At 66.5% G+C, this 23,158-nt stretch carries 22 protein-coding genes and 1 pseudogene; 15 read left to right on the forward strand and 8 right to left on the reverse strand.

The window, feature by feature from the left end; genetic code table 11:
* The first annotated feature begins 419 nt into the window (after window positions 1–419).
* From msrB to BUS84_RS04025, 4 genes are all read left to right on the forward strand, one after another.
* Window positions 420–899: a peptide-methionine (R)-S-oxide reductase MsrB gene (gene msrB / locus BUS84_RS04010; RefSeq protein ID WP_074308850.1), complete on the forward strand. Its 480-nt coding sequence runs from the start codon at window positions 420–422 to the stop codon at window positions 897–899.
* Window positions 900–908: 9 nt separating this feature from the next.
* Window positions 909–1,415, forward strand: coding sequence for a peptide-methionine (S)-S-oxide reductase MsrA (gene msrA, locus BUS84_RS04015; RefSeq protein ID WP_074308852.1), 507 nt, complete (start codon window positions 909–911; stop codon window positions 1,413–1,415).
* A 116-nt stretch (window positions 1,416–1,531) separates the two neighbouring features.
* Window positions 1,532–1,678, forward strand: a complete 147-nt coding sequence (locus BUS84_RS38120) for a hypothetical protein (protein ID WP_159450975.1) — start codon at window positions 1,532–1,534, stop codon at window positions 1,676–1,678.
* 324 nt (window positions 1,679–2,002) lie between these two features.
* The gene (locus BUS84_RS04025; RefSeq protein WP_074308855.1) at window positions 2,003–2,659 is read left to right on the forward strand and encodes a TetR/AcrR family transcriptional regulator; all 657 of its coding nucleotides are present in this window, start codon (window positions 2,003–2,005) and stop codon (window positions 2,657–2,659) included.
* Between the two features lie 30 nt (window positions 2,660–2,689).
* Here the strand turns inward: BUS84_RS04025 and BUS84_RS41125 are convergent.
* Window positions 2,690–3,090 (reverse strand): annotated as a pseudogene (locus tag BUS84_RS41125) (Ada metal-binding domain-containing protein).
* Between the two features lie 384 nt (window positions 3,091–3,474).
* Between BUS84_RS41125 and BUS84_RS04035 the strand changes: the two are divergent.
* Complete coding sequence (locus tag BUS84_RS04035; RefSeq protein ID WP_074308859.1) at window positions 3,475–3,903, forward strand: OsmC family protein; 429 nt, start codon at window positions 3,475–3,477, stop codon at window positions 3,901–3,903.
* A gap of 401 nt (window positions 3,904–4,304) precedes the next feature.
* On the opposite strand, the gene BUS84_RS38125 is transcribed toward BUS84_RS04035, so the two are convergent.
* Window positions 4,305–4,451, reverse strand: a complete 147-nt coding sequence (locus BUS84_RS38125; protein WP_159450976.1) for a hypothetical protein — start codon at window positions 4,449–4,451, stop codon at window positions 4,305–4,307.
* Window positions 4,452–4,573: 122 nt separating this feature from the next.
* Between BUS84_RS38125 and BUS84_RS04040 the strand changes: the two genes are divergently transcribed.
* From BUS84_RS04040 to BUS84_RS04050, 3 genes are all read left to right on the forward strand, one after another.
* Window positions 4,574–4,765: a hypothetical protein gene (locus tag BUS84_RS04040; protein WP_074308861.1), complete on the forward strand. Its 192-nt coding sequence runs from the start codon at window positions 4,574–4,576 to the stop codon at window positions 4,763–4,765.
* 40 nt (window positions 4,766–4,805) lie between these two features.
* Window positions 4,806–6,698, forward strand: a complete 1,893-nt coding sequence (gene nhaA, locus BUS84_RS04045; protein WP_244298364.1) for a Na+/H+ antiporter NhaA — start codon at window positions 4,806–4,808, stop codon at window positions 6,696–6,698.
* Window positions 6,699–7,070: 372 nt separating this feature from the next.
* Window positions 7,071–8,246: a low temperature requirement protein A gene (locus BUS84_RS04050; RefSeq protein WP_208869516.1), complete on the forward strand. Its 1,176-nt coding sequence runs from the start codon at window positions 7,071–7,073 to the stop codon at window positions 8,244–8,246.
* A gap of 122 nt (window positions 8,247–8,368) precedes the next feature.
* On the opposite strand, the gene BUS84_RS04055 is transcribed toward BUS84_RS04050, so the two are convergent.
* The 6 genes from BUS84_RS04055 to BUS84_RS04080 all read right to left on the reverse strand — a co-directional run bounded on the left by BUS84_RS04055 (window position 8,369) and on the right by BUS84_RS04080 (window position 16,749).
* Entirely contained in the window at window positions 8,369–8,797 is a 429-nt protein-coding gene (locus tag BUS84_RS04055; RefSeq protein WP_074308864.1) for a carboxymuconolactone decarboxylase family protein, read from the reverse strand.
* Window positions 8,798–9,190: 393 nt separating this feature from the next.
* Entirely contained in the window at window positions 9,191–12,133 is a 2,943-nt protein-coding gene (locus BUS84_RS04060; RefSeq protein WP_074308866.1) for a beta-L-arabinofuranosidase domain-containing protein, read from the reverse strand.
* Window positions 12,134–12,899: 766 nt separating this feature from the next.
* Entirely contained in the window at window positions 12,900–13,292 is a 393-nt protein-coding gene (locus BUS84_RS04065) for an NPCBM/NEW2 domain-containing protein (RefSeq protein WP_074308868.1), read from the reverse strand.
* Window positions 13,293–13,675: 383 nt separating this feature from the next.
* Complete coding sequence (locus tag BUS84_RS04070) at window positions 13,676–14,350, reverse strand: DUF2848 family protein (RefSeq protein WP_074308869.1); 675 nt, start codon at window positions 14,348–14,350, stop codon at window positions 13,676–13,678.
* A 46-nt stretch (window positions 14,351–14,396) separates the two neighbouring features.
* On the reverse strand, window positions 14,397–15,176 hold the full coding sequence (locus BUS84_RS04075; protein WP_244298365.1) for a carbon-nitrogen family hydrolase: 780 nt from the start codon (window positions 15,174–15,176) through the stop codon (window positions 14,397–14,399).
* A 79-nt stretch (window positions 15,177–15,255) separates the two neighbouring features.
* Window positions 15,256–16,749, reverse strand: coding sequence for an aldehyde dehydrogenase family protein (locus tag BUS84_RS04080; RefSeq protein ID WP_074308870.1), 1,494 nt, complete (start codon window positions 16,747–16,749; stop codon window positions 15,256–15,258).
* 136 nt (window positions 16,750–16,885) lie between these two features.
* Between BUS84_RS04080 and BUS84_RS04085 the strand changes: the two genes are divergently transcribed.
* From BUS84_RS04085 to BUS84_RS04115, 7 genes are all read left to right on the forward strand, one after another.
* Window positions 16,886–17,803 (forward strand): ABC transporter substrate-binding protein, encoded by a 918-nt coding sequence (locus BUS84_RS04085; RefSeq protein ID WP_074308871.1) that lies wholly within the window; start codon window positions 16,886–16,888, stop codon window positions 17,801–17,803.
* Between the two features lie 67 nt (window positions 17,804–17,870).
* Window positions 17,871–18,215 carry a cupin domain-containing protein gene (locus BUS84_RS04090; protein WP_074308873.1) on the forward strand — a complete coding sequence of 115 codons (345 nt, stop codon included), beginning with the start codon at window positions 17,871–17,873 and terminating at the stop codon, window positions 18,213–18,215.
* A 158-nt stretch (window positions 18,216–18,373) separates the two neighbouring features.
* Window positions 18,374–19,387 (forward strand): ABC transporter substrate-binding protein, encoded by a 1,014-nt coding sequence (locus BUS84_RS04095; protein ID WP_074308875.1) that lies wholly within the window; start codon window positions 18,374–18,376, stop codon window positions 19,385–19,387.
* Window positions 19,388–19,391: 4 nt separating this feature from the next.
* Entirely contained in the window at window positions 19,392–20,297 is a 906-nt protein-coding gene (locus BUS84_RS04100) for an ABC transporter ATP-binding protein (protein WP_084757161.1), read from the forward strand.
* Window positions 20,294–21,148: an ABC transporter permease gene (locus BUS84_RS04105; protein ID WP_084757163.1), complete on the forward strand. Its 855-nt coding sequence runs from the start codon at window positions 20,294–20,296 to the stop codon at window positions 21,146–21,148. The genes BUS84_RS04100 and BUS84_RS04105 overlap by 4 nt, the downstream gene beginning before the upstream one ends.
* Entirely contained in the window at window positions 21,145–21,906 is a 762-nt protein-coding gene (locus BUS84_RS04110) for an isochorismatase family protein (RefSeq protein ID WP_208869517.1), read from the forward strand. The genes BUS84_RS04105 and BUS84_RS04110 overlap by 4 nt, the downstream gene beginning before the upstream one ends.
* A gap of 1 nt (window position 21,907) precedes the next feature.
* On the forward strand, window positions 21,908–23,110 hold the full coding sequence (locus BUS84_RS04115; RefSeq protein ID WP_143728219.1) for an FAD-dependent oxidoreductase: 1,203 nt from the start codon (window positions 21,908–21,910) through the stop codon (window positions 23,108–23,110).
* Window positions 23,111–23,158 lie beyond the last annotated feature (48 nt).

A 23,158-nucleotide genomic window follows, 5' to 3' on the forward strand; every position in this document is an offset into this window, starting at 1 on the left:
CTCTCACTCATGACGGTTGATCCTTCCCCACTGAATCGCGGTTTGTGTTGGCAGCACCCGGTTCCCCGGAAGTGGCGCGAGTCCGTAGAACTCGGCGCCAAGGGGCAAGTCGGACCGCTCGTCGCTAGCGGAGGCACATAGCCGGAGTCCCCGAACCTAGTCACGGTAGAACTGGTCGGTCAAGTCCACTCTCGGGGTCAGGCGGGTGCTACTGTGGCGGCGAGGCCGCCCCAGGCCACCAGCCCTAACGACGGCGCTCAGCCGGTCACTCCTGGGCCACATTGTCCGGACCTTATGGTCCAAAGTAGGTAGGGGCTGCGGGAATACAACTGGCCCGTGGGGTGTCTGTATATTTGCGCGTCCAGGTGTGTTTCGCCTGGTTCCCCAGCTTCGCGGCGAAAGGCCGGGAAGGGAGAGCTGTGCCACAGCAGGCCCAGTACCATAAGACCCGGGAAGCCGTTTCGCGGCTCGGCCCGGAGCAGTACCGCGTGACGCAGCAGGATGGCACCGAGCGCCCGTTCGCCAACGCCTACTGGGATAACCACGAGCCCGGCATTTACGTCGACGTCGTGTCCGGCGAGCCGCTGTTCGCATCGGTCGACAAGTACGACAGCAACTCCGGCTGGCCGAGCTTCACGAAGCCGATCGCCAAGACGAACGTCGTCGAGCGAAAAGACTCCAGCCACGGGATGATGCGGACTGAGGCCCGCTCGCTGCACGGGGACAGCCACCTCGGCCACGTCTTCACCGACGGTCTCCCCGACAAGGGTGGACTGCGCTACTGCATCAACTCCGCGTCGTTGCGGTTCATCCACCTCGACGACCTGGAGAACGCAGGGTACGGCGAATACCGCACCCTGTTCACGAGTGACACCAACACTGACACCGACGACAAGTAAGGAGACGACGTGACCACCGAAAAGGCAATCCTCGCCGGCGGCTGCTTCTGGGGCATGGAGGAGCTGTTCCGCCACCAGCCCGGCGTCGTGTCCACGCGCGTCGGCTACAGCGGCGGCGACGTCCCGAACGCCACCTACCGCAACCACGGCACCCACGCGGAGTCCATCGAGGTCGTCTACGACACCGAGAAGACGGACTTCCGCGCGCTGCTCGAGTTCTTCTTCCAGATCCACGACCCCTCGACGAAGAACCGCCAGGGCAACGACATTGGCGCCAGCTACCGCTCGGCGATCTTCTACACCAACGACGAACAAAAGCGGGTCGCCGAGGACACGATCGCCGACGTCGACGCCTCGGGCCTGTGGCCCGGTAAGGTCGTCACCGAGGTCACTCCGGCAGGCGACTTCTGGGAGGCTGAGCCCGAGCACCAGGACTACCTGCAGACCTACCCCAACGGTTACACCTGCCACTTCCCCCGTCCCGGGTGGAAGCTCCCGAAGCGGGCGACGGCCTGACACCTCCGGCGCGCGGACCTCGGGTCCGCGCGCCGGCCCACGCCGACGTGGTCGGCCTGGACGCGGAGTCAGCCGGATGGGTGCAGGCTCTCTCCGGCCCCGGTGCCGAGCGAGACGTGGCATTCGATCGGCTGCACGAGATGCTGGTGCGCGCGGCGTTGCGGGAGGTGCGCCGGCTCGCCGCCGCTGCTGCCCTCGTCCTGACCGGGATCGCCATATCCGGCGCAGCCCGCGCCCGCACGAGCCGCCGTCATCACCATTGATTCCCTTCTGTTGTTGCATGTCCGCAGCCAGGTCAGCTGCGGGTGATGCGTGTGACGTGCAGACGCGGGTCAACGAGCGTTGACCTCCGGCGCGCCGCTCACGACACATCGCCGAGCAACCCTTGAGCAGCAGCTTGCCGCAAAAAGGACCAAAGAGTCCAGGAAGACGCGCCCTGTCGATGGTCTCGCGGACATTGCACCGTTCAATCAAGCCGGTGACGCATGCATTCGTCCTTCACCATCCCGCGAATGCGACATGACGCCGGATGGACTCCAAGGTCCCATTCTCCATGGATTATCTGGCGCGCTGGATACACTTGACCGATGAGCGACGAGCGGGTGGCTGCGCCGACGAATCAGCGGAGGATCAGTCAACGGGGCATCGCGACGCGAGAGCGGATCCTCGAGGCGGCGAACCGGCTGATGTTCGTGCGCGGAGTCAACGCGACGACCCTTGACGACGTCCGCGAGGCAAGCCAGACGAGCAAGTCTCAGCTCTACCACCACTTCGCCGACAAGCAGGAGCTCGTGCGCGCGTTGGTCAAATACCGAGGCGCGCTTGTGCTTCAGCGCGAGCGCGGAGGACTCGAACGACTGAGATCGTTCTCAGGGCTGGTGCGGTGGCGTAACGCGCTGGTCCAGGCCAACTCGCTGAACAACGGCAAATACGGGTGCGGCCTCGGGTCGATGGCTGTTGAGCTGTCGGATCAAGATGAGCAGGCTCGATCGATGCTGTTGGAGACGTTTGCGGCATGGGAAAAGCTGATTAGTGATGGTCTGCACCGGATGCGGGACAGCGGTGCACTGCGCCAGGACGCCGACCCGGAGAAGTTGGCCACGGGGTTGATGGCAGCTTTGCAAGGCGGCTACCTGCTGGCGAACGCCGCGCACAACGTCGCACCCATGGAAGTTGCTCTAGACATGGCGCTGGAGCACATCAAATCGTTCCTTTCGGAGCCGTCCGGCGAGCCAACCCGTTAACTGAGCCCCGTTTCATCGTGATCAGGCTGGTCACGGCGGGCGCGAGCAGCCCGCAGATCGATGAGGGCGAGGCCCAAGGGAAGCAGCAGTCGAACCAGGATTCCGATGCCCCGACCGGAACCGATCCCACCCCGATTGACCACGCCGTCTCCGATGAGCGCTCCAGTACGCCTGACGAGCGTCCACTGGCCAGGCGCTGGCCGGGGCCGGGGTCGCCGCGTCGGGGGAGCAACGCTTGCAGGCTCTGTGTCCAGCGAGCTGGGCGCTGGCCGCTGTCGGGTGGAAATCGACGTTTTCCGTGCGAGGGGTCTTGGCGCGACACGATGCCGACAGTAGGTGCCGGTCGTCTTCACCGCGGTGAGAAAAGTGCCATCGAGTCGTTCCTCGCGTCGTTGGATCGCCTCGTACTGCGACTGCGGATCATTGAGCATCGATGTTCCTCATGGTGTCCGGATTTGAGTCCGCCCGATGAGGATCGCCGGCCTGATGCGTGAACGACGGCACATCCTAGCCCCTAACGGACCAATGAGTCCATCTCGGGGTTTGGCGGTGAACGAGTTCACCTGGGGGCATCGTGGTCCTAGCCGCCTCTCAGTGCACCTTAACACCCTGAGGTGATGGTTTCACGAGGGCCGAGCGGTTCTAGCAACGAGTGCTCGACTTGGACTATCCAGTCCACGGAGGTTAGCCTGCGGAGGTACCCGGTCATGCAGTGATACGCCCGGCCGCTGCCCCCGCTCAGACAGCGACACGGCTGCCGCTGGATCCGCGTATCTCGACCGTCACTACCCAGGATCTACAGGAAGGCACGGCAGATGGAAACCGATCGGGATCGTGTCGTCGCATCCGCCCGAGCTGTCCTTCCGGCCACTGAGCGCCGGCGCACGGACATGACCACCCGCGGCTTCACGTTCGTCGCCGATGAACCGCACCACGGCGCACTCGGCGACGGCCCGACGCCGACGGAGTACCTGTTGATGGCGCTCGCGTCGTGCACCGCTCAGACCCTCAGGCAGTACGTCGACTACAAGTACGACACCGCCGGCGACATCACCGTCGAGATCGACTACCACGAACCCGAGCAGGACGGCGCAGAGCGCTACCTGCAGCGCACGATCACACTGAGCGAAGACCCTGACCCCGACGACTTGAAGGTGATGCATGACATCGCCGACAAGTCCCCGGTGACCCTGCTGATCCAGTTCGCATGGAGCGTGAGGACCGAATTCATCGGACCGCGCTGAAATCAAGCCACTGGCCGCTCGACGATCACGGCAAGTGCAGCAAGCAGTTGTCGTTCCGCCCCAGGCGGCGACAGTGAATCCATCGACCGCGACAGCTTGAACGCGATGCGGCGCCGTGCATGCGGCGCAGGTACTGGTCCTGGCGATGGCCGGTGACTCGTGCCGGCAGCTCAGAACAGACTCGGTGCGGTCGGCTCGGTGACGGTGGAGCGTCTGCCGAGCAGGGCGAACTTGTCGGAGGCCGTGTCGTCGGGGATCGGCAGCCTGTGGCGCTGCAATGCCTGGTTCACCCGTGTCCGGACGAGGCCGCGGTAATGACGGGGCGTGCGCGAGCCGAATGTTGCCTGCCCCTGCGTCGGCCAGGGTGCCGATCAACTCGTCGGTCTGCTCGGTGCTGTCTGTCAGTTCGGGCAGGATCGGCGCGACGAACACGGTGGGGTGAGGCCGGCGTCGTACATGGCTCGCAGTGTGATCAGCTGGGCCACGGTGGACGGTGCGCCGCGTTCGAGCGAGCGTTGCAGTGCCTCGTCGAGGAAGGCGATGGACATGCCGGGCTCGACGTTGACGCGCTGAGCTGTGCCAGCGAGCTGATCCAGGTCGCGGCCTGGCCGCGCTGATCCTGCTGGCCAGCGCGCTCGGCGACCGCTACGGCCGCAGGAGAATCTTCCTCGTGGGTATCGCCGGGTTCACCATCGCTCCGATCATGTGCGCGGTCGTCCCGCCCATGAGCTCACTGAAAGTCGCCTGCGCCCTGCAGGGCATCGCGGGCCTCGTCGCTCTCTCCGCAGCCGGCCACAGCTGGGGCAGCGCGATCAGTACTGAACCGAGCGGTCGCGTGCCCGCATTGCGGCACGTGATCTAGCTATCCATGCTGGCCCGGCCAGCGCGTCGGAAGGTGACGTGTGACCGAAACCAAGATGAGCGGCCGAACGATCTGGAAGCCGGATCTAGCGCCATCGCTGCGAGCCTTTCTGCGAACTGAGTCCGGCAGCGCCGGCGTGCTCGTGGCCGCCATCATCGCCGCACTGCTCTGGGCCAACATCGACCTCGGCTCCTACGAAGCCGTCTGGCGCACCCAACTGTCCCTGCGCCTCGGGCACCTCGAGCTCTCCCGCGACCTGCAGACCTGGATCAACAGCGGCTTGATGACGCTGTTCTTCCTGGTCGTCGGCCTTGAGACGCGGCGCGAGTTCGACCTCGGCGACCTACGCGACCGGCGACGTTTCGTGCTGCCCAGCGTGGCCGGCGTGATCGGCATGCTGATCCCGGTGCTGATCTTCCTGGTGATCAACCACGGCGGGCCGGGCGCGCAAGGCTGGGGCGTGGCGATGTCAACCGACACCGCCCTCGCGTTGGGTCTGCTGGCACTGCTCGGCCGGGGCGTGCCCGACCAGGTTCGGATCTTCCTGCTCACCGTGTTCGTGGTCGACGACTTGATCGCACTCATCGTCATCGCCCTGGTCTACAGCGACGACATCACGATGATGCCCATCGTGGTGGCCGTAGCCGCGTTCGCGGTCATGCTGGCCATCCGCGCAGCCGGCGTCCGACGTGGCTCGGCGTACGCGCCGGTCGCCATCGTGATGTGGGGCGCGCTGCTGGTCAGCGGAGTCGACCCGGTGGTGGCCGGACTGGCCATCGGGTTGACGGCCTTCGCCTACTCTCCCGGCCGAGCTGAGCTCGAGCAGGTCAGCGGGCTGTTCCGGTCGTTCCGTGAGCAGCCGACGCCCAAGCTCGCGCGTACGGCTTCGATCGGCCTCGCGAATACGCTCTCGCCCAACGACCGCCTTCGGCGCATCTACCACCCTTGGTCCAGCTACGTCATCGTGCCGCTGTTCGGCCTGGCCAACGCTGGCATCATCATCGATGGTCCGTTCCTCGCCCAGGCGTTCGCGTCGCCTGTCACCTGGGGCGTGCTGCTCGGGTATGTCGTCGGCAAGCCGCTCGCCGTGATCGGCACCTCGGCCGGGCTCACCTGGATCTCACACGGCCGCATCCGTCCGGCCGTGGGCTGGGCGGGCGTTCTCGGCAGCGGCACGATCGCCGGTGTCAGCTTCACGGTGTCACTGCTGATCGCCAGCCTGGCCTTCACCGGCGACCAACTGGCCGAGGCCAAAGTCGGGGTGCTCAGCGCCTCGATCGTATCCTCAGCGCTGACCTGGACCGCGTTTCGCGTCACCAACATGTTGCCCAAGGACAAGCGCACCCGGGCGCTCATCGGCGACATGACGGAGCTGATCGACCTCATCCCAGAAGTCGACGAGAAGCGGGACCACGTCCGCGGCCCAGCCGGTGCGTCGGTAACGCTGGTGCAGTACGGCGACTTCCAGTGCCCGTACTGCGGGAAGGCCGAGCCAGTCGTCCGGCAGTTGTTGGGCCACGCCGACCTGCGTTTCGTGTGGCGTCACCTGCCTCTGTCAGACGTGCACCCGCAAGCCGGGCTAGCAGCCGAGGCCGCCGAAGCAGCGGCCGCTCAGGGCAAGTTCTGGCAGATGCACGACCTGCTGCTCGAACACCACGACAAGCTGAACATCACTGATCTGATCAAATACGCCGGCGACCTCGACCTGGATCAGAAACGCTTCCACGACGATCTGATAAGCCACGCCCACGCCGGCCGCATCGAAAGCGACATCGACTCGGCCGACAACAGCGGAGTGTCCGGCACCCCGACGTTCTTCATCAACGGCCGCCGCCACTACGGCGCCTACGACATCACGACCTTGACCGCCGCCATTCGTATGGCCCGAGCCCGGGCCCGCCTCGGCCGGGAGGCACCAGCGACCCGTAAATAAGCGCGTTTCATTGACGGCGTAGCCGATCGACGGTGGCCTGGGCCGAAGCCGAGTAGCGCCGTCACCAGCAGCGGGTCGACGGTGCGGGCAGGGTGGCGCGGTGCCTGCTCGTCGTGGCTGATCGAGTTGACCATGCTAGCCAGGCGCGCTGGTACCGGGATGAGGGCCTGGACGGGTTGGCAGATGTCGCACGCGCGCATCCTCATCGCGCCCAGAGCAGTCGAGAGGTCGAAGTGGCGTATCTGCGAGCTGCGCCGAAGTCATCCGTGGTGGACAGCGGCGGCTGCCGGGTTAAATGTTGAATCCGGATCTGTCGGATGGTGGGCGAACAAAGATTGGCCTATGAGGCACATCTTCCGGGCCGGGCCGCCGGTGCCGACCGAGGAAACCCATCGGACCACGCCGTTCGAGGTGTTCTTCGACCTGGTGTTCGTGTTCGCCTTCATTCGGGTGGCGACGTTCACGGCACAGGCGCCGACGCCACTCGGGCTGGCGCATAGCCTTGTGCTCCTGCTGCTGCTGTGGTGGCCGTTCACTAACTACGCTTGGTTGGCCAACCAGGTCCGCGCCGACGTGGGCCTGGTCCGCGCCGGAAACTCCGCTGTGATGGCCGCGATGTTCGTGGCCGCCCTGGTCCTCCCCGAGGCGTGGCGGCATGGCACCCAGTCACTGGCCGCGCCCATGACGCTGGCCTTCGTCTACATCGTCGTCCGGGCGGTATATCTGGCCCTCATCTGGCACATATCGGCCGGTAAAACGCAGCTACGCGCTTCGCTGCGCCTCCGGGTCATCCCGGTCGTGGTGGGCGTGCCTGCGCTGCTGTTCGGCGCGGTGTTCGGCGGCGCCACGCAGACGCTGTTGTGGGCCGCGGCGTTCCTCATCGACTGCGTCGGCGGCCTATTCATCGCGGTGTCTGCCGGACGCGCTCCGTTGCCCAGCCCCAGTCATTTCGCCGAGCGGCACGGCCTGATGGTAATCATTGCTCTGGGCGAGTCGCTGATCTCGGTGGGCGTCGGCGCCGGATCGGCGGTCACTCGTTGGCCGGTCCTGATCGCTGCGCTGCTCGCCCTGACCACGGCGCTGGCCCTGTGGTGGCTGTACTTCGAAAACGCCGCTGCACCTGCCGGACAAGCCCTGGCGCGGATCCCCGCTCCCGACCGGGCTCGGACCGGCAGCATCGCCTACAGCTTGACTCACTTCGCGCTCATCGCCGGGATCATCTACCTGGCCCTCGGCATCGAGGTGGTCCTCGTCCACGTAGCCCACCACCCACCCCAGCAGCCAGCTGGGACCCCGCTGGACTGGAGTTCAACCGCAGCCCTGTTCGGCGGCCCGGCCCTCTACCTCATTGGTCGGGCCCTGTTCCTTCAACTCACCGTCCGGCACACCCCACCCGCCCCGATCCTCGCGGCCGGCACCATCCTCGCGCTGCTGCCCGTCGCCCGACACCTTCCCCCCCTCGCCGCCCTCGCTCTGGTCGCCATCATCTTGATCGCCCTGGTCTGCTATGAACGAATCAGTTGGCAGCCAACCGCTGCGGCGAAATGACCACGTATCCAGGCGTGCCGAACCCCGAAGACCGGCAATCTGGCCAAGCTTCGAGTTCGAGGTCGCCAGCAGGCAGACCGGCCGGCTGCCAGCCTGCTCCGATGACAGGGCCGGGTATCAACTCACGCGGGAGGCGCCGTCGTGGGCATGGCACCCTCGGCGAGCTTGAGTCGCGTCCAGATGTTCATGTTGATCACAGCGGCCACGATCTCCAGGATCTCGTCCTCCGTGAAGTGTGTAGCCATCCTGTCGTGTGCCTCCTGGACCCGGTTGTTGACGGTGGCGTCGGCCGCTCGGGTCAACGCCTCGGCGTAGGCCAACGCGGCTCGCTCCTCCTCGGTGAACAGGTGCGTCTCCCACCACGCGGTGAGGGTCTCGACCTTGGACGGCGGGATGTCGGCGGTGCGGGCAGCGGCGTGATGCACCAGAAGGCAGTAGCTGCAATTGTTGATCTGTGCGACGCGTAACCGCAGAAGCTGGGCCAGGGCCCGGTCCACCTGGAGTGTGGCGGTATGGCCGAAAGCTGCGGCCCCGGCGTTTGCCAGAGCCATGAGTTGCTCGTTTGACGTGGCGTTCAGTCGGACGTTCTGGATCCTGGTATCCAAGAGATGACCTCCTGTAGGTCACAACGACAACACCAGTGGTGGGGACGTCCACGTGGGTGGACAGGGACAGCCGTATCGGGATTCCCAGCACCCTTGATAGGCGGGCGTAGGTCGTGTACCGCGTCTTTCAGGTGCGCAAGCGCGCCCCGCTACCACCCCCCGCCCCGCTGCCCACGCCCAGGTGCGACATTGCGCGATCATCGGCTGCCGCCACGGCATCACAACTTCCGGATCGCGTTCCTGATCACGGCCGTCGCCGGGGGCCCAGGATGGGGTTGGCCGCAGCGCGGGGCCGGTCCGGACGGTGACACCGCCCGGACCGGACTCGTGCGACGACGCTCAGCCGTCCAGGTCGCGCCGCGCCTGGGTGGCGGCGTCGAGGATCGCCTGCCGCTGCTCCTCGGTGTGCCGGCCGGCGGTGACCCACTCGGTCGAAACCTGCCGCACACGGTGGAGGAAGTGCCCGTGGCTGGCGAACGGTGCCTCGGCCCAGACCCGGTCGAGGAAGGTCTCGCCGTTCTCGTCGCGTACGCCGTCGTTGGGCACTCCCGACCCGACCGTGCCGAAGACCACCTCGGGCTCGATCCGCTTGACGTACGGGTGGTAGGCGTTGAACTCGCCGGGCACCGGGTCGGAGATGTAGTACGGCGCCAGTGTGTAGCCGTGCGTGGTGAAGTGCATCGGCACGTCGGTCGATTGGATCGAATTGGCCAGATCGCCGTTGAGCTTGAGGTCGCGATAGAAGCTGAACTCGCGGTAGCTCGGCGTCGCGTCGCGGACCACCATCAGGGTCGGGCCATACATGATCGACTGGACCGACTTGTCGTCGAGGGCCTTCTCCACCCGGAAGCTCATCGGCATGTCGATGTCGATCGTGTCGCCGCGGTTCCAGCGCCGGTCGAGGGTGACGTAGCTGCCGGGCTCGGCCTCCAGCCGCTGGCCGCGCCCGTTGACCCGTACCGTGTAGCCCTGCGTCGCCCACGCCGGCACCCGCAGCCGGACCTTCAACCGCCCGCCACCCTGCTCGAAGCGGAGCCGGCTCAAACCCTCGGTCGGGTACCGCGTCTCCTGGGTGATGACAAAGCCCCGGTCGCGCCAGGTGAGAGTCGAGGCGATGAAGAGATTGACATAGAGCGTCGACTCGTCGGCCGAATGGAAATAGATGGTCTCCTGGTACTTGGTGTGGCTCTCCAGTCCCGTGCCGTTGCAGCAACTGCCGTTGCCGCCGTACCGGCTGTATTCGACGGTGTTACCGATCCGGCGGGAGCGGCCCGGCCACATGTTCTGGTGGTACGTCACCTCGGTGCTGGTCACGCTGTCCACGTCCCGCCGCGAGCTGAGGATCTGGTTGTGCAGGGCCTTCTCGTAGAAGTCCATGTAGGCCGGATCCGGGTCGTGGAAGAAAAGGTTCCGGGTCAGCCGCAGCATGTTGTAGGCGCAGCAGGTCTCAGCGTGTCTCGGGTCCGACGATGAGGTGAATCCGGCGGTGATGACGCCGCGCGGGCCGAAGTGCTCGCTCCGGCCGGCACCGCCGTTGCTGAAGGTGCGGTGCGGCACCACCATCGACCAGAAGTGCTTGGCCGCGACGTGGAAGTCCCGGTCACCGGTCCCCTCGAAAATCCGCAGGTAGCCGATGTTCGGCGCCATGTACTGGTTGGCGTGGCGCCCGTTGAGCTCGTCGCGCTCGGCGATGGAGGCGTCGAACAGGGTGGTGAAGGTGAAAGCCTTCGCCGTCGCCAGGTACTGCGCCCGTTTCTCGGAGCCGTGGGCCAGCGCCGAGAGTTCCGCCATCACCTCGTTCATCGACCCGGCCTCGCCCGCACTGTAGATATTCCACATTCGATCTAGCTCATCCTGGCTGTACCGGCTGAGCCGCTGGTGGGCCCAGTCGCCCATCCGGAAGGCGATGTCGAGGGCTTCCTCGTTGCCGGTCAGGTGGTACGCGTTGAGCAGCCCTCGCATGATCTTGTGGCAGGTGTACCAGACCGCCCAGACCGCGTTCGGCCCGCTGTTGGGCTGCAGTGTCGGCGGCTCGAGGCGGCTGAACTGGCCCTCCGGGAACGCGGCCAGGAAACCGTGGTAGCTGGTGCCGATGATCGTCGCGTCCCGCCGGTTGCCCGAGTGGTCGCTTGCGGTCTCGCCGTCGGTGTCGAAGCGGTACCAGGCGACCAGGTCTGCCGGGGACCCGGCCGGGGCCGACGCCTGTTCAGCAGCGAGCGCCTGCACCTCGGTCCCGCTCAGCGCCCGACGATAGATCCGGAAGTCGTCGACCGACGTGTTCAGCAGCGGATCGTTGTTGCTCTGCCCGCGCCCGATCCAGTTGTTGCCGGTCGCACCGAGGCTCGCCGGGGTGAGCGTGATGGCGGCCGTGCCGGCCTCGACCCCGTTGACGTAGAGCCGACCGGTGCCGTCCGCGGCGGAGAGGGTGACCGCGACGTGCGCCCACTGACCGACTGGGACGGGAATGCTGTCGCCGGCGATCCGCTGCTCGGCGCTGGTGCCGCTGTTGGTGATCGCGAAACGCGGACCGGGGTTGGTCGCCGAGACCCGCGCGATCAGTGAGAGGTGGACGTTTCCACCCGTGCCAAAGCTGAAGACCTTGGCGTTGTTCTGCGCCGCCACGAGGTTCACCCAGGCTGTGATGGTGACGTCCGCGACGTCCGCCAGGATGCCCGCGGGCAGCAGGACGTACTGGTTGGGGTGCGGGTCGCTGAGCCGTACCGCCTTGCCCGAACGGCCCGGCACCCTACCCACCGGCCGGGCATCCAGCGCCCGTTGACACTTGCCCAGTTCCTCGACCAGGTAGTCGAGCTTGTCGAGGAAGACCTCCTCGCCCGTGTCGGCCCAACATTGCGACAGCATCGTCAGGTAGTGGCCGGTGAAGTGGCCGCGCAGCAGGTGATTTGGCGTGTCCCAACCGCCCGGCCAGGTCCCGGGAGCGGACAGGCCGGCGTTGACCCGGAACAGGTGCAGCATGCGGTCCGGCCCGTCGAAAACACCGCCGGTGCCGGGGTAGTTCCGGGCGTAGTTGAGCATCCGGTCGCGCTTCTGCTGGAAGATGCCGTCGCGCAGAGCGACCTGGTTCAGCGCGAAGGGCTTGACCCGCCAGTTGGCGGCCTCCCAGCCCGGCCGTGGGTGTTTGCTTCCGGCGCCGCCCCGGTCGCCGGGGGTACCGCCCGAACCGATTGCGGGCGCGGTTGGCGCGAGGGTCATCGCGGCCGGGGCGGCGGCCGCCAACGCGCCAATGCGCAACAGGTTCCGCCGGGAGAATTGCTTGCTCACGTCACTCTCCTTGTTCTGGGGCTGTGACCAGCTCGCTGGCCGGGACGGGACACACCGGCCACCCCGCCGCCAGAAGGAGATGTTCGCGCTAACATCGCGGCGCATTGGGCGACGGCTTGGCAGACGATGGCGGGGGCATTAGCTCAGGCAGGACGGAGTCTTATCGATGGTGAGAGCGCTACTGCCGTGCGTGCTCCCCATGTTAGCGATCACTTCCGCACCGTCAAGAGGTCCGCGCGCGTCGATGACCCCGCCCGTCGTTGCCACCCACCCCGACGTCACCGAATTTGTCCACACCGGAACCGACCGCCCCGCCTGCCCCCGGGGCCGGCCGGCCCGAGCGGCTTCGCCGCACTGGGTGCGAACGACACGCCGGTGCACACCTGCGACATCGCCAGGGACTGGGATCAGTTGGAGTCCATCGCATCTCTCTTGCGAAGGCTTCGGACTCCCGAGGGCGGCGGCGTTGCATTCCGCGCGGTGACCTCGGTCCTGCCATCGGCCAGGGCACCCGAAGCCGGTAGAGGAGGCCGAGTCCGCTCAGGACCAAGGCGAGCAAGGTGACCACCACGACGATGCTGGCCAGCGCCGGCCGGAGTCGAGATGTCCGCCGTGAGCCGGGGGTAAGGGGTGGGCCCGCCGCCGCCTGACCACCCTCTCGCACCTCCCATCGGAGTGAGCCGGCGGGATCGGGATGGCCCGGTGTCTGGTGACCGGACCCTCCTGATCCCTCGTCGGCTCTCCCGGCGGCCCGCTTATGCGCAGGTCACCCGAACCTCGCCCCAGTCGGCGTGGTCGAAGTTCCTCCGCCCCCACCGTCGGTGACCTTCAAGGTCACCATGCGCACTCCGCCGACGTCGACGCCGAGCGGGCCGGACGACCCCGGTGTCGGCGAGTTGCCGACCGTCGCCGAAGACCTGGAACGCGACCGAGCCGGACTGGGCGCCTCGTCGTCGATGCCGACCGCGGCTCGCAACTGGCTGCACGCGCCGCCCAGCCACACGGTGACGTCGCTGGGCGCGTGAGTGCCGATGCCCTTGGCGTACGTCGTGCCGTCGATGGCCAGCGTCTGCCCGTCGACGGCGTCCATCTCCCCGCCGCGTAGGCTGACCGACTTTCTGACACCTACAAGATCAGACTCTGCGAACGGCGTGATCATGCAGGTGGAGCCGACGCGGGCGCACGCCCGTCGTCGCCGTCTCGGGCAAGGGCTCCGGCCGGATCTCGATTGCAGGGCTGGTCTGCCTCAAGCCCGGACGACGCGGCCGGCTGCACGCGGTGTGCTTCGCCTCTATCCAGGCAGCTTCAGCTGGAGCCAGCCGATAGAGCTCGAGCCCGGACGCTGAACGGCCGACAGCGACGTTCGGGGCCGTGTCGAGAAAGCGGCACAGCCCCACGGCGCCGGGTGTCCCGTACCTGCCCCTGATCGCATCAGGCGTCGACAAACTTCGCCGACGCCTGATCACATGCCCAAGCAGGTACCGCGCTGCAGAAACCACAGCCTTCGCGGAAGCGGTTGAGCACTTCTGATTGCCGCCCGCATCAGACGCTCCTGTTCTTTACCTGGTAGGCGTGCGTCAGCGACTGGCCGTCGGGCAGGTGCATCTCCATCTCGTACCTGGTCCCGTAGACGAACTCTCCGGTCAGCAACGGCAGGGTCCCGCAGAACATCACCGTGTCCGCCGTGAGCTTCGTGCCATTGGCCTCCAACTTGCCGAGCAGCTGTTGGGGCGTCAGCATCGCCGCCAGGCGGCCCTGCTGGTACGGCTGGCGATCGGTTCGGCACGTCACGACGATTTCGTCCCATCGGTCTTCGATGGACACCAGCGGCACCACTGCGGCGCCCATCGGTTTGGGCGCCGCCGCCTTTGAGTTGGCGATGCTCTGGGTTTCGAGTTCGCGGTCCGTGTGGTCACTGCCAACACCGAGGTAGAAGCGCCCCCGGTGGAACACCAGAACCGGTTCCACCTCCCCAGAGGTCTTGTCACCGGCTACGTCGACGGAGGCGTCCGTCGTTAGGAGGTCAGCGTTCAGCTCGTAGAACATCGGGACGCGTGGTGGCGGTGTGACGCCGATGTGGGCCAGTTCGTCAATGTGCGCTTGGACCGCTTGGTGGTCGCGGCCGGTGTAGCCCGCCACGATGAGCCTGGGATCGGAGAGGTGGATCTGGTCGGCTGTGCCGGCGACTGTGAGAGTGATCAGGGGCGTGTCAGGCACGAAATGTCCTTCCCTTTGGGTTCGTCTAGACGAGATGGAAAGCTGTTCAGCCGAAGGCCGCCTGATTGCGTAGCCGGCGGTCTTGAAGCACGGGGAACTCGTGCCGTATTTCCGTGACTGTGGCACGGTCGATCTCGGTGTACAGGACCTCCTCGCCGGAGCCTGCTTCGGCCAGCACGCGTCCCCAGGGATCGACCACGACGCTGTGGCCGGCCAGCTCGACGTCGCCCTGCTTCCCGACGGCGTTGCAGGCCAGCAAGAACACCTGGTTCTCGACCGCACGGGTTCGGGTGAAGAGCTTCCAGTGCTCAAGGCGTGCGGCCGGCCAGGCGGCCGGCACGATGACGAGCTCTGCACCCTGGTCGACGAGGTGCCGGTACAGCTCCGGGAAGCGGAGGTCGTAGCAGGTCGTCATGCCGACCTGGCCGATGGCGGTGTCCGCCACGTCCGCCCGCTGACCGGCGCTGAGGAGTTTCGACTCGAGGGACTGATAGCCGAAAACGTGGATCTTGCGGTAGTCCAACAGCACCTCACCGGTCGGATCGACGAGTACGGCGGTGTTGTGAAGGCGACCGGTTGGGTCCCGTTCGAGCACGCTGCCGGCGTGCAAGTGGGCCCCGATCGCTCGGGCCCAGCCCCTGATCGTGGAGAGGAGCGGTCCGTCGAGGTGCTGCGCAAGTTCGTCATAGCGGTCGAATGCGAAGTAGCCAGGGGCCCACAACTCCGGGAGGACCACCAGGTCGACGTCGGTGAGGCCGGCAACAAGGTCGCCGACACGCTCGATGCGACCTTCGACCGGCTCGTCCAAAGGGCTGGCGACCTGCACCAAGGCTGCTTTCATGACCATCCACTCCGTTTGTCGTCGGCTGATCTCATCGGGAACACCGTTTCTTTGGCCCGCCGCGTCAGGCGGTGAGCTTCACGTGGACGCTCTTGGTCTGCAGGTAGCTCAACAGCTCCTCCATGCACTCCTCCCGTCCGAGGCCGCTGTTCTTCCATCCGCCGAAGGGCGTTCCCCAGTAGTGGGTCGTGCTGTCGTTGACCCAGACGTAACCCGCTTCCACGTCATCGGCGAGTCGGAGCGCGTTGCTCACGTCATTCGTCCAGACGCTTGCGGTGAGTCCGTACTCGACGCTGTTCACGTCGCGCAACATCGTCGTGTAGTCGCTCCAGCGGAACACGGACACCACCGGACCGAAGACCTCCTCCTGCGCGATCCTCGAATGCGGCTCGACGTCGGTGAAGAGGGTCGGAGCGACGAAGAAGCCCTGTTGCGGAACACGGGGGTCGTCGAGTCCGCCCGAGATTAGGGTCGCGCCTTCCGCGGCCGCTCCCTTGATGAAGTCGCGTGTTCTGCCGGCATGACGGGCGTTGATCAGAGGGCCCATGTCGACGGCGCGGTCGTAGGCGGGGCCCAGCGTCAGGGCGGAGAACTCACGGGCCAACGCCTCGACGAACGCGTCGTGCACGTCGGCGTGGACGAACAGCCGTGACGTTGAGCCGCATGACTGGCCGGCGTTGGCGCGCAGATTCATCGCCTTCACGACCTCACGGGCGGTGCGCGCTACGTCAACGTCAGCGAAGACGATCATTGGGTTCTTTCCGCCCAGTTCCAGCGACACCGATCGCACGGCCTGTTCGGCGGCACGGCGCTGGATGAGGCGGCCTGTCGCTGCGCTGCCGGTGAAACCGATGCGGCGGACGTCAGGATGCGTCACCAGCGCGTCGCCGGTGTGCGCGTCGCCGGTGATGATGTTGAAGACTCCTGGAGGGAAGGTCTCCCGGACCAGGTCTCCGAGAAGCAGCGCCGACATGGGCGTTTGGTCGGCGACCTTCAGCACTACGGCGTTGCCCGCGGTGAGCGCTGCCAGGCTGCCTTTGACCGCGAACAGGAAAGGGTGGTTGTAGGCCACGATCTTGGCCACGACCCCGTACGGCTTGTAGCGCGTGTAGTGCAGGGTGTCATCGTCGGGCAGGACGTCACCTCGTAGCGCGCCCGCGAGCCCTGGCCAACCTCGCAGTGACCTCGTCGCCCCGGCGATATCGCCGAACATTCGCTGGATGGGCAGCCCGGCGTCGATCGCGTCCACCACGGCGATCTCGTGGGCGCGGTTCTCGATGGCCAGCGCGAGGCGCTCGAAGCAGCGAGCTCGTTCACCGAGCGTCGTGCGCGCCCAGGTTCGCTGGGCGTCCCTGGCCGCGTCGACCGCGGCGGCCACGTCGACCGGACCGGCGACGGCGTAGCTGGCGAACTCGGTGCCGGTGGAAGGGTTCAGTGTGCGGCGCACGGCCCCGGAGGAGGGCGTGACCCACTCGTTGTCGATCAGCAGGCGCGGGGCCCGGGCCGCCAGCGAGTCAAAGACGGTCGAGAGTTCGGGGTGCTGCGTCGGGTCGTGCATGCGTGCCCTCTCCGCCAGGACGTCGTACGGAGCGGGCCAGTGGGCCGGAAGTCCGTCGCGGCTGTATCCGCCGAAGTCCTTGACTCTAGGTACCGTACCTAGATTAACTAAATCACAACCGACCGAGGAGCGCGAGATGCGACTGGCTGTTCCCGACCTGATCTCGAACTCGTACTTTCCTGCCGTTGCGGCGGTGGAGCTTGGTCTCATGCGCGAGGAAGGCCTCGACGTCACGTTGGAGCTGCTCTTCCCGGTCACCGACGCGGCCGCCGCGCTGCGCGATGGCGAGATCGACTTCCTGGCTGGTGCCGCGCATGCGCCGCTGTACGACGTGCGAGCGTGGGACGACACGACGCTCGTCGCCGCGCTGTCGAGCAACATGTACTGGTACCTCGTCGTGGCGGCGGACTCGCCCATTGACGCCGGCTCGTGGACATCGCTGCGCGACGTGCGGATCGGCGCGGCGCCCGGCCCTGACACAGGTCTCCGCCAGCTCCTGGTCGATGCCGGCCTCGATCTCGACGAGGCTCGGATCGACATCGCTCCGGTTCCGGGCGCTGACGCCCCCAGCGTTTCGTTCGGCGTCACCGCCGCACAGGCGCTCGAGCAAGGCCGCATCGACGCGTTCTGGGCCAACGGCATGGGCGCCGAGGTCGCGGTTCGCGACGGCATCGGCAAGATCATCTTCGACGCACGGCGCTGCGACGGCGAAGCCGCTGGCTTCACGTTCCCTGCCCTCATGACGTCGCGGAGGCTGGCTGCCACGTCGCCAGAGGTCGTGTCCGCCGCCGTCCGCGCGATCGTCCGCGCACAGCGGGCCCTCCGGAAGGATCCGTCTCTGGCCGAGAAGGTCGCCGACGGCCTCTTCCCGCCAATGGAGACAGGGCTGATCGCGAACCTCGTAGAGCGAGACCTTCCCTTCTACAACCCCGCCATCAACGACAGCGCCGTTGCGAGCCTGCGGGACTTCGCGTGCCGCGCTGCCCTGCCAGGGGCCGGGGGCTCCTTCGTGCGAGCGGTCGCTAGGGAGTTCGCCCCCCTGTGGTCCTCATGAGGAGGCACCGCGCTGCTCCGCGGCGTTCCTGACCATCACCCACCGTAGATAAGGCCGAGAGGAAGACATGCCGAAGCCCGAGCTGGAGTTCGTCTCCATTGAAAAGACCGCGTTCACACCGTGTGAGGGCGTGGTACCCCAGCTGACCGAAAGAGTCCTCGCCCGCGACCCGGAGCGCGGCGTGGCGACGCGGATCCTCCGCTTCGAGCCGCAGACGGACACGACGCCGAACGGTGTGCAGTCTCATGACTTCTGGGAGGAGGTCTACATCCTGGAGGGCTCCATCACGGACCTGCGGTTGGGGCAGACGTTCACCGCAGGGGACTACGCGTGTCGCCCGCCCGGCATGAAGCACGGCCCGTGGAAGTCCGAGGAGGGCTGCCTCACCTTTGAGGTCAGGTACGAGGCGTGAGCCGCGGCGGTGCCGAGGAGCGGCTGGACGCCCGAGGACGCCGCCACTCCGTCCCACGCCATCGAACAGCGTTGTCGATCACGAATCGCCAAAGTAGGTCACCAAAAATTCAACCGAAATAACTTACCTGGCTTAACCACCCCTTAGGGAGTCCCCCGATGAAGCTGAGAGCCGTCCCCCGCCTCGCAGCTGTCTTCGCCATCAGCGCGGCCACGATGCTCAGTGGATGCAGCGCTGGATCCGGCAAGGGCAGCGCGTCGAACGGCACCACCTGGAAGGTGGGTGTCATGCCCTGTACCAGCGACTGCGGCTTCTTGCGCATGGCGCAGGCAAAGGGCTTTTACAAGGAGCAGGGCGTCAACGTCGAGTTCGTCGAGCTCAAGAGCGCGGAGCAGGTCTACCCGGCGCTGGCTTCCGGCGAGGTGGACGCCATCGAGCAGAGCCCCGGCGGACTCTACATCGCCGCGCAGCAAGGAGGTCTCAACGCAAAGGTGATTGGTTCCTCAATGGAGGGCAACCCTTTCGCGATCTTCGCTAACAAGAAGTACGACTCGATTTCGGACCTCAAGGGCAAGAGTGTGGGCATCTCGTCGCCGACAGGACTTCCAGCCCTCGTTGCCAAGCTGATGCTGAAAGACGCCGGCGTCGACTGGACGTCGGTCCAGAAGGTGAACGCGGGCGGCAACCCCGACCGGTACCGGGCGGTGGTGGCGGGCACGGTCGACGCGACGGCCGACGCCACGGACTACGTCCCCCGGGCCGAGAAGGACGGCGTGAACGTCCTCGGCCTTTCCGCCGACATCATCCCCGACTATCCGCGCTACATGATCATCGCTCGCGAGGACAGCCTCAAGAAGAAGGACGACCTGGCCACGGGGTACCTGGCGGGCCTAATCGAGGGTCTGCGGTACGCGTACGACCACCCGGACGAGGCCAGGAAGATCTCCGCGGAGGCGCTGAAGGTGAGCCCGGACGACCCCATGGTCACGTTCACCCACGACGTCATCGTCGAGAAGAAGCTGGTCGATCCCGACGCCGGCATCGACATGAAAAAGCTCGAGTACCTGGAAAAGGTGCTGCAGGAGTCCGGTGATCTCAAGAAGTCGATCGATGTGAAGTCCCTCGTCGATGACTCGTACCAGCAAGCCGCGCTGAAGCGTTTGGAGGACTGAAGCCATGCAGGCAAGCAGCACCGCCGGGAAGACGCAGGCGAGCCCTCCGACGACTCCACCGGCCCAGTCGCAGCCGAGGGTCGTCATCGACAGCGTCTCCAAGGACTTCACCGTCTCGGATCGCAAGGGAAGTCAGCCTCTGAAGGCCCTGGACCGAGTGTCGTTGTCGATCAACGACGGCGAGATCGTCGCCCTGACCGGCTTGAGCGGCTGCGGCAAGACCACCTTGCTGCGCATCATCATGGGGTTGGAGCGGGCGACCAGCGGCACCGTGACCGTGGGCGACAAAGTGGTCACTGGATGCGGTTTTGACCGCGGTCTGGTGTTCCAGCACGCCGAGCTCTTCCCGTGGCGGACGGCCCTTCAGAATGTGGAGTTCGGGCTCGAGGTGAAGGGCGTGCCGAAGGCGGAGCGTCGCCGAATCGCCCGCGAGAAGCTCGAACTCGTGGGCCTGGGCGCCGCGATGGACAGGCGTCCCAACCAGCTTTCCGGTGGCATGAAGCAGCGTGTCGGTCTGGCCCGGGCGCTCAGCATTGAACCGCAAGTGCTCCTCATGGACGAGCCCTTCGGAGCGCTCGACGCGCAGACTCGCGAGGGTCTTCAGCTCGAGGTGCTGCGCGTTCACCGCGAGACCGGCAAGACAATCATCTTCGTCACGCACGACCTGGACGAAGCCGTTCTGCTCGCGGACCGGGTCGTGCTGATGTCGCCGAACCCGGGCCGCGTGGATCACATCTTCGACATTCCGATCTCCGGGCCGCGCGAGGACCTGTTCGCGATCCGCGGTCTCGACGAGTTCGCCCACACGAGGTACGAGATCTGGCGCCGGCTCATGGCGCGGGTCCACGAGAACAGTGAAGCCGCGCACGGCATCGACCCGCAGGGCCGCGATCGAGGAGGAGACCGATGACTTCCCTAGCGCAGAAACGCACTTCCACCCGTCAGGGACCGGACCCCACCGCTGTCGCGAAGCGGCGCCGGGTCCTGCGCGGCCGACACACCTACACGCTGGTGACCATCGCCTCCCTGTTGGTCCTGCTCGTGGCGTGGGAGATCTTCGGGCGACGGATGAACCCCATCTTCGCCTCGTACCCGACGGCCATCGCCGTCTCGTTCCGCGACCAACTCGCCGACGGGACGCTCTTCACGGCACTGCTCGACAGCCTCAAGCCGCTGCTACTCGGCTACCTGATCGCTGCTGTCGCAGGCATCCCCGTCGGCCTGCTGTTGGGCCGGTACCGGGCCGTCGAGGCAGCCCTCGGCATCTACGTGACGGGCGGCTACGCCATGCCGATGGTGGCGTTCATCCCCCTGCTGATCCTCTGGTTCGGACTCGGCTTCGCCGTCAAGGTGGCGGTGGTCGTAGTCATGACGGTCTTCCCAATCGTGATCAGTACGTGGGCGGGGGTCAACGCCGTCTCCAAGCCCCTCCTCGAGGTCGGTAAGTCCTTCATGGCCAGCGAGACCGCCATCATGCGGAAGATCATCCTGCCCGCGACAGTGCCTCACATCATGACGGGTCTGCGCCTGGGTATCGGACGCGCTGTCATCGGCATCGTGATCGCCGAGTTCTTCACCTCGATCGGTGGCCTCGGCGGCTTGATCATCAACGCGGGCCAGCGGTTTGACACGTCAGCGCTGTTCGTCCCGGTCGTCGTCCTGATGGTGCTCGGCATCGGCCTGACGCGGGGGGTCGGCTGGCTGGAGTCGCGGGTTGCCCCTTGGTACGCCGGCGTCAGCGGCGGGCGGGACCCGGAGTGAGCGCCGCGATCCACGTCGAGGTGCTGGAAGGCCTGCTCGACGAGCATGAGCGCGCGGTCTTCGAGACGGCGGGCTACGGGCAGCGCGCCGGCTTCGGCGAACGCCCGGTCCTGCTGGTCGTCGACGTCAACTACAACTTCTGTGGCGACCGCCCCGAGCCGATCCTGGACTCCATCAGGTCGTGGCGGAACAGCTGTGGCGAGCATGCCTGGGACGCGCTGCCGGACATCGGCAGGCTCACCGCTGCCGCTCGGCGGCGCGGGATTCCGGTCATCTACAGCACGGGCCAGGATCCCCGTCCCGACGGACTCGACTCCGGACGCTGGGCGGACAAGAACCGCCGGCGAGCTGAGGACGCAGTCGTCACACGGGGGCGCGGCAACCAGATCGTGGAGCAGATTGCTCCTGAGGATCCCGACATCGTCATCTCAAAGCCGAAGCCCAGCGCCTTCTTCGCCACACAGCTCAACAGCTTACTCGTGGAGCTGAAGGCCGACTCCGTCCTGGTGTGCGGCGCCACGACCAGTGGCTGCGTGCGGGCCACCGTCATTGACGGCTTCTCCAACAACTACCGGATGGCCGTGGTCGCCGACTGCACCTTTGACCGCGTGCAGCTGTCGCACCGGGTGAACCTGCTGGACATGCATCAAAAGTACGCCGACGTGGTGACCCTCGACGAGACCCTCGAGTTCCTGGACTCGCTCCCGGACAGTCTCTTCCCGTGGTTCTCTCCGGCACGAACGAAAGAGTGTGGATGACATGGGGCACGTGATCGTCGTCGGTGGGGGACCGGTCGGTGTCGTCGCCGCCCTCGCCGCTGCACGAAGCGGCTTCGAGGTAACCGTGCTGGAGGCTGCGGAGCAGGTCCAGGACGACCCGCGAGCCTCCACCCTGCACCCCTCGACCCTCGAGATGCTCGACGACCTGGGCCTGGTCGACGAGTTGATCAGCGTCGGTCTGGTCGCCCGTCACTTCGACTTCTGGGACAAGCCGAGCCGGAGTCTCGTTGCACGGCTCGACCACGACGTCCTGCGTCACGAGACGAGGTTCCCCTTCGTCGTACAGACCGAGCAGCACAAGCTCGCCCGCATCGGCCTGCACAGGCTCGCGGAGATGCCGAATGTCGAAGTGCGGCTAGGGTGCACGTTCACGAGTCTGGAGCAGTCTGCCGACTCTGTCGTCGTCCATGCGCAGACCGCCGACGGGCCGGTCCGGCTTACGGGCGACTGGGTCATCGGGTGCGACGGCGGCCGCAGCGCCGTTCGCAAGGGGCTCGGCATCGAGTTCGAGGGCTACACCTGGCCGGAGCGGTTCGTGGTGCTGACCTCCCTCTTCGACTTCGCCGATGCCATGTCCTGCAGCTACCGCAGCTACTTCGCGGATCCGTCCGAGTGGTCCAACCTGTTCAAGGTCGCAGGCGAGGACCTGAAGGGGCGCTGGCGGGTGGTGCTTCCCACATCAGTCGGGGAGTCCGACGAACAGGCCCTGAGCGACGAGGCGTCCATGCAGCGGCTCGAGCGCATTTGCCCCGGCGCGTCGCAGGGGGAGATCGTGCACCGCAAGATCTACCGGGTGCATCAGCGCGTGGCGGCCCAGTTCAGGGTAGGCCGGGCCTTCCTCGCCGGCGATGCGGCCCACGTGAACAACCCGATCGGCGGCCTCGGGCTCAATTGCGGAATCCACGACGCCGTCGAGCTCCTCGAGGCGTTGGACGACTTCCGCGGCTCCCGAAACGAGGACGTGCTCGACGCCTACGAACGCCGCCGGCGGGACCTCAACATCCGCTATGTGCAGCAGCAGACTGTGAGCAACAAGAAGCGGCTCGAGGAGAAGGACCCGGTCGTGCGAGCCCAGCGGCTCGACGAGCTACGTGCCATCGCGAGCAGCGAGGAGTCGCAGCGGGTGTTCCTGCGCAGGACATCCTTGCTCGAGAGCGTGCGAGAGCCGCACGCCAGCGCATGAGAGGGCACGGCGGCACTCCGTCGACCGCCTATGAGCCGCTCCTCGCCG

It is taken from the genome of Micromonospora cremea, from assembly GCF_900143515.1.
In the GTDB taxonomy this organism is placed as follows: Bacteria; Actinomycetota; Actinomycetes; order Mycobacteriales; family Micromonosporaceae; genus Micromonospora; species Micromonospora cremea.

Bases quoted from the DNA above. Each gene is read 5' to 3' on its own strand.
- BUS84_RS04025 (WP_074308855.1), top strand. From the start codon at position 2,003: ATGAGCGACGAGCGGGTGGCTGCGCCGACGAATCAGCGGAGGATCAGT.
- BUS84_RS04035 (WP_074308859.1), top strand. From the start codon at position 3,475: ATGGAAACCGATCGGGATCGTGTCGTCGCATCCGCCCGAGCTGTCCTT.
- BUS84_RS38125 (WP_159450976.1), bottom strand. From the start codon at position 4,451: ATGTCCATCGCCTTCCTCGACGAGGCACTGCAACGCTCGCTCGAACGC.
- BUS84_RS04055 (WP_074308864.1), bottom strand. From the start codon at position 8,797: ATGGCTCTGGCAAACGCCGGGGCCGCAGCTTTCGGCCATACCGCCACA.
- BUS84_RS04065 (WP_074308868.1), bottom strand. From the start codon at position 13,292: ATGATCACGCCGTTCGCAGAGTCTGATCTTGTAGGTGTCAGAAAGTCG.
- BUS84_RS04080 (WP_074308870.1), bottom strand. From the start codon at position 16,749: ATGCACGACCCGACGCAGCACCCCGAACTCTCGACCGTCTTTGACTCG.
- BUS84_RS04085 (WP_074308871.1), top strand. From the start codon at position 16,886: ATGCGACTGGCTGTTCCCGACCTGATCTCGAACTCGTACTTTCCTGCC.
- BUS84_RS04090 (WP_074308873.1), top strand. From the start codon at position 17,871: ATGCCGAAGCCCGAGCTGGAGTTCGTCTCCATTGAAAAGACCGCGTTC.
- BUS84_RS04095 (WP_074308875.1), top strand. From the start codon at position 18,374: ATGAAGCTGAGAGCCGTCCCCCGCCTCGCAGCTGTCTTCGCCATCAGC.
- BUS84_RS04100 (WP_084757161.1), top strand. From the start codon at position 19,392: ATGCAGGCAAGCAGCACCGCCGGGAAGACGCAGGCGAGCCCTCCGACG.
- BUS84_RS04105 (WP_084757163.1), top strand. From the start codon at position 20,294: ATGACTTCCCTAGCGCAGAAACGCACTTCCACCCGTCAGGGACCGGAC.
- BUS84_RS04115 (WP_143728219.1), top strand. From the start codon at position 21,908: ATGGGGCACGTGATCGTCGTCGGTGGGGGACCGGTCGGTGTCGTCGCC.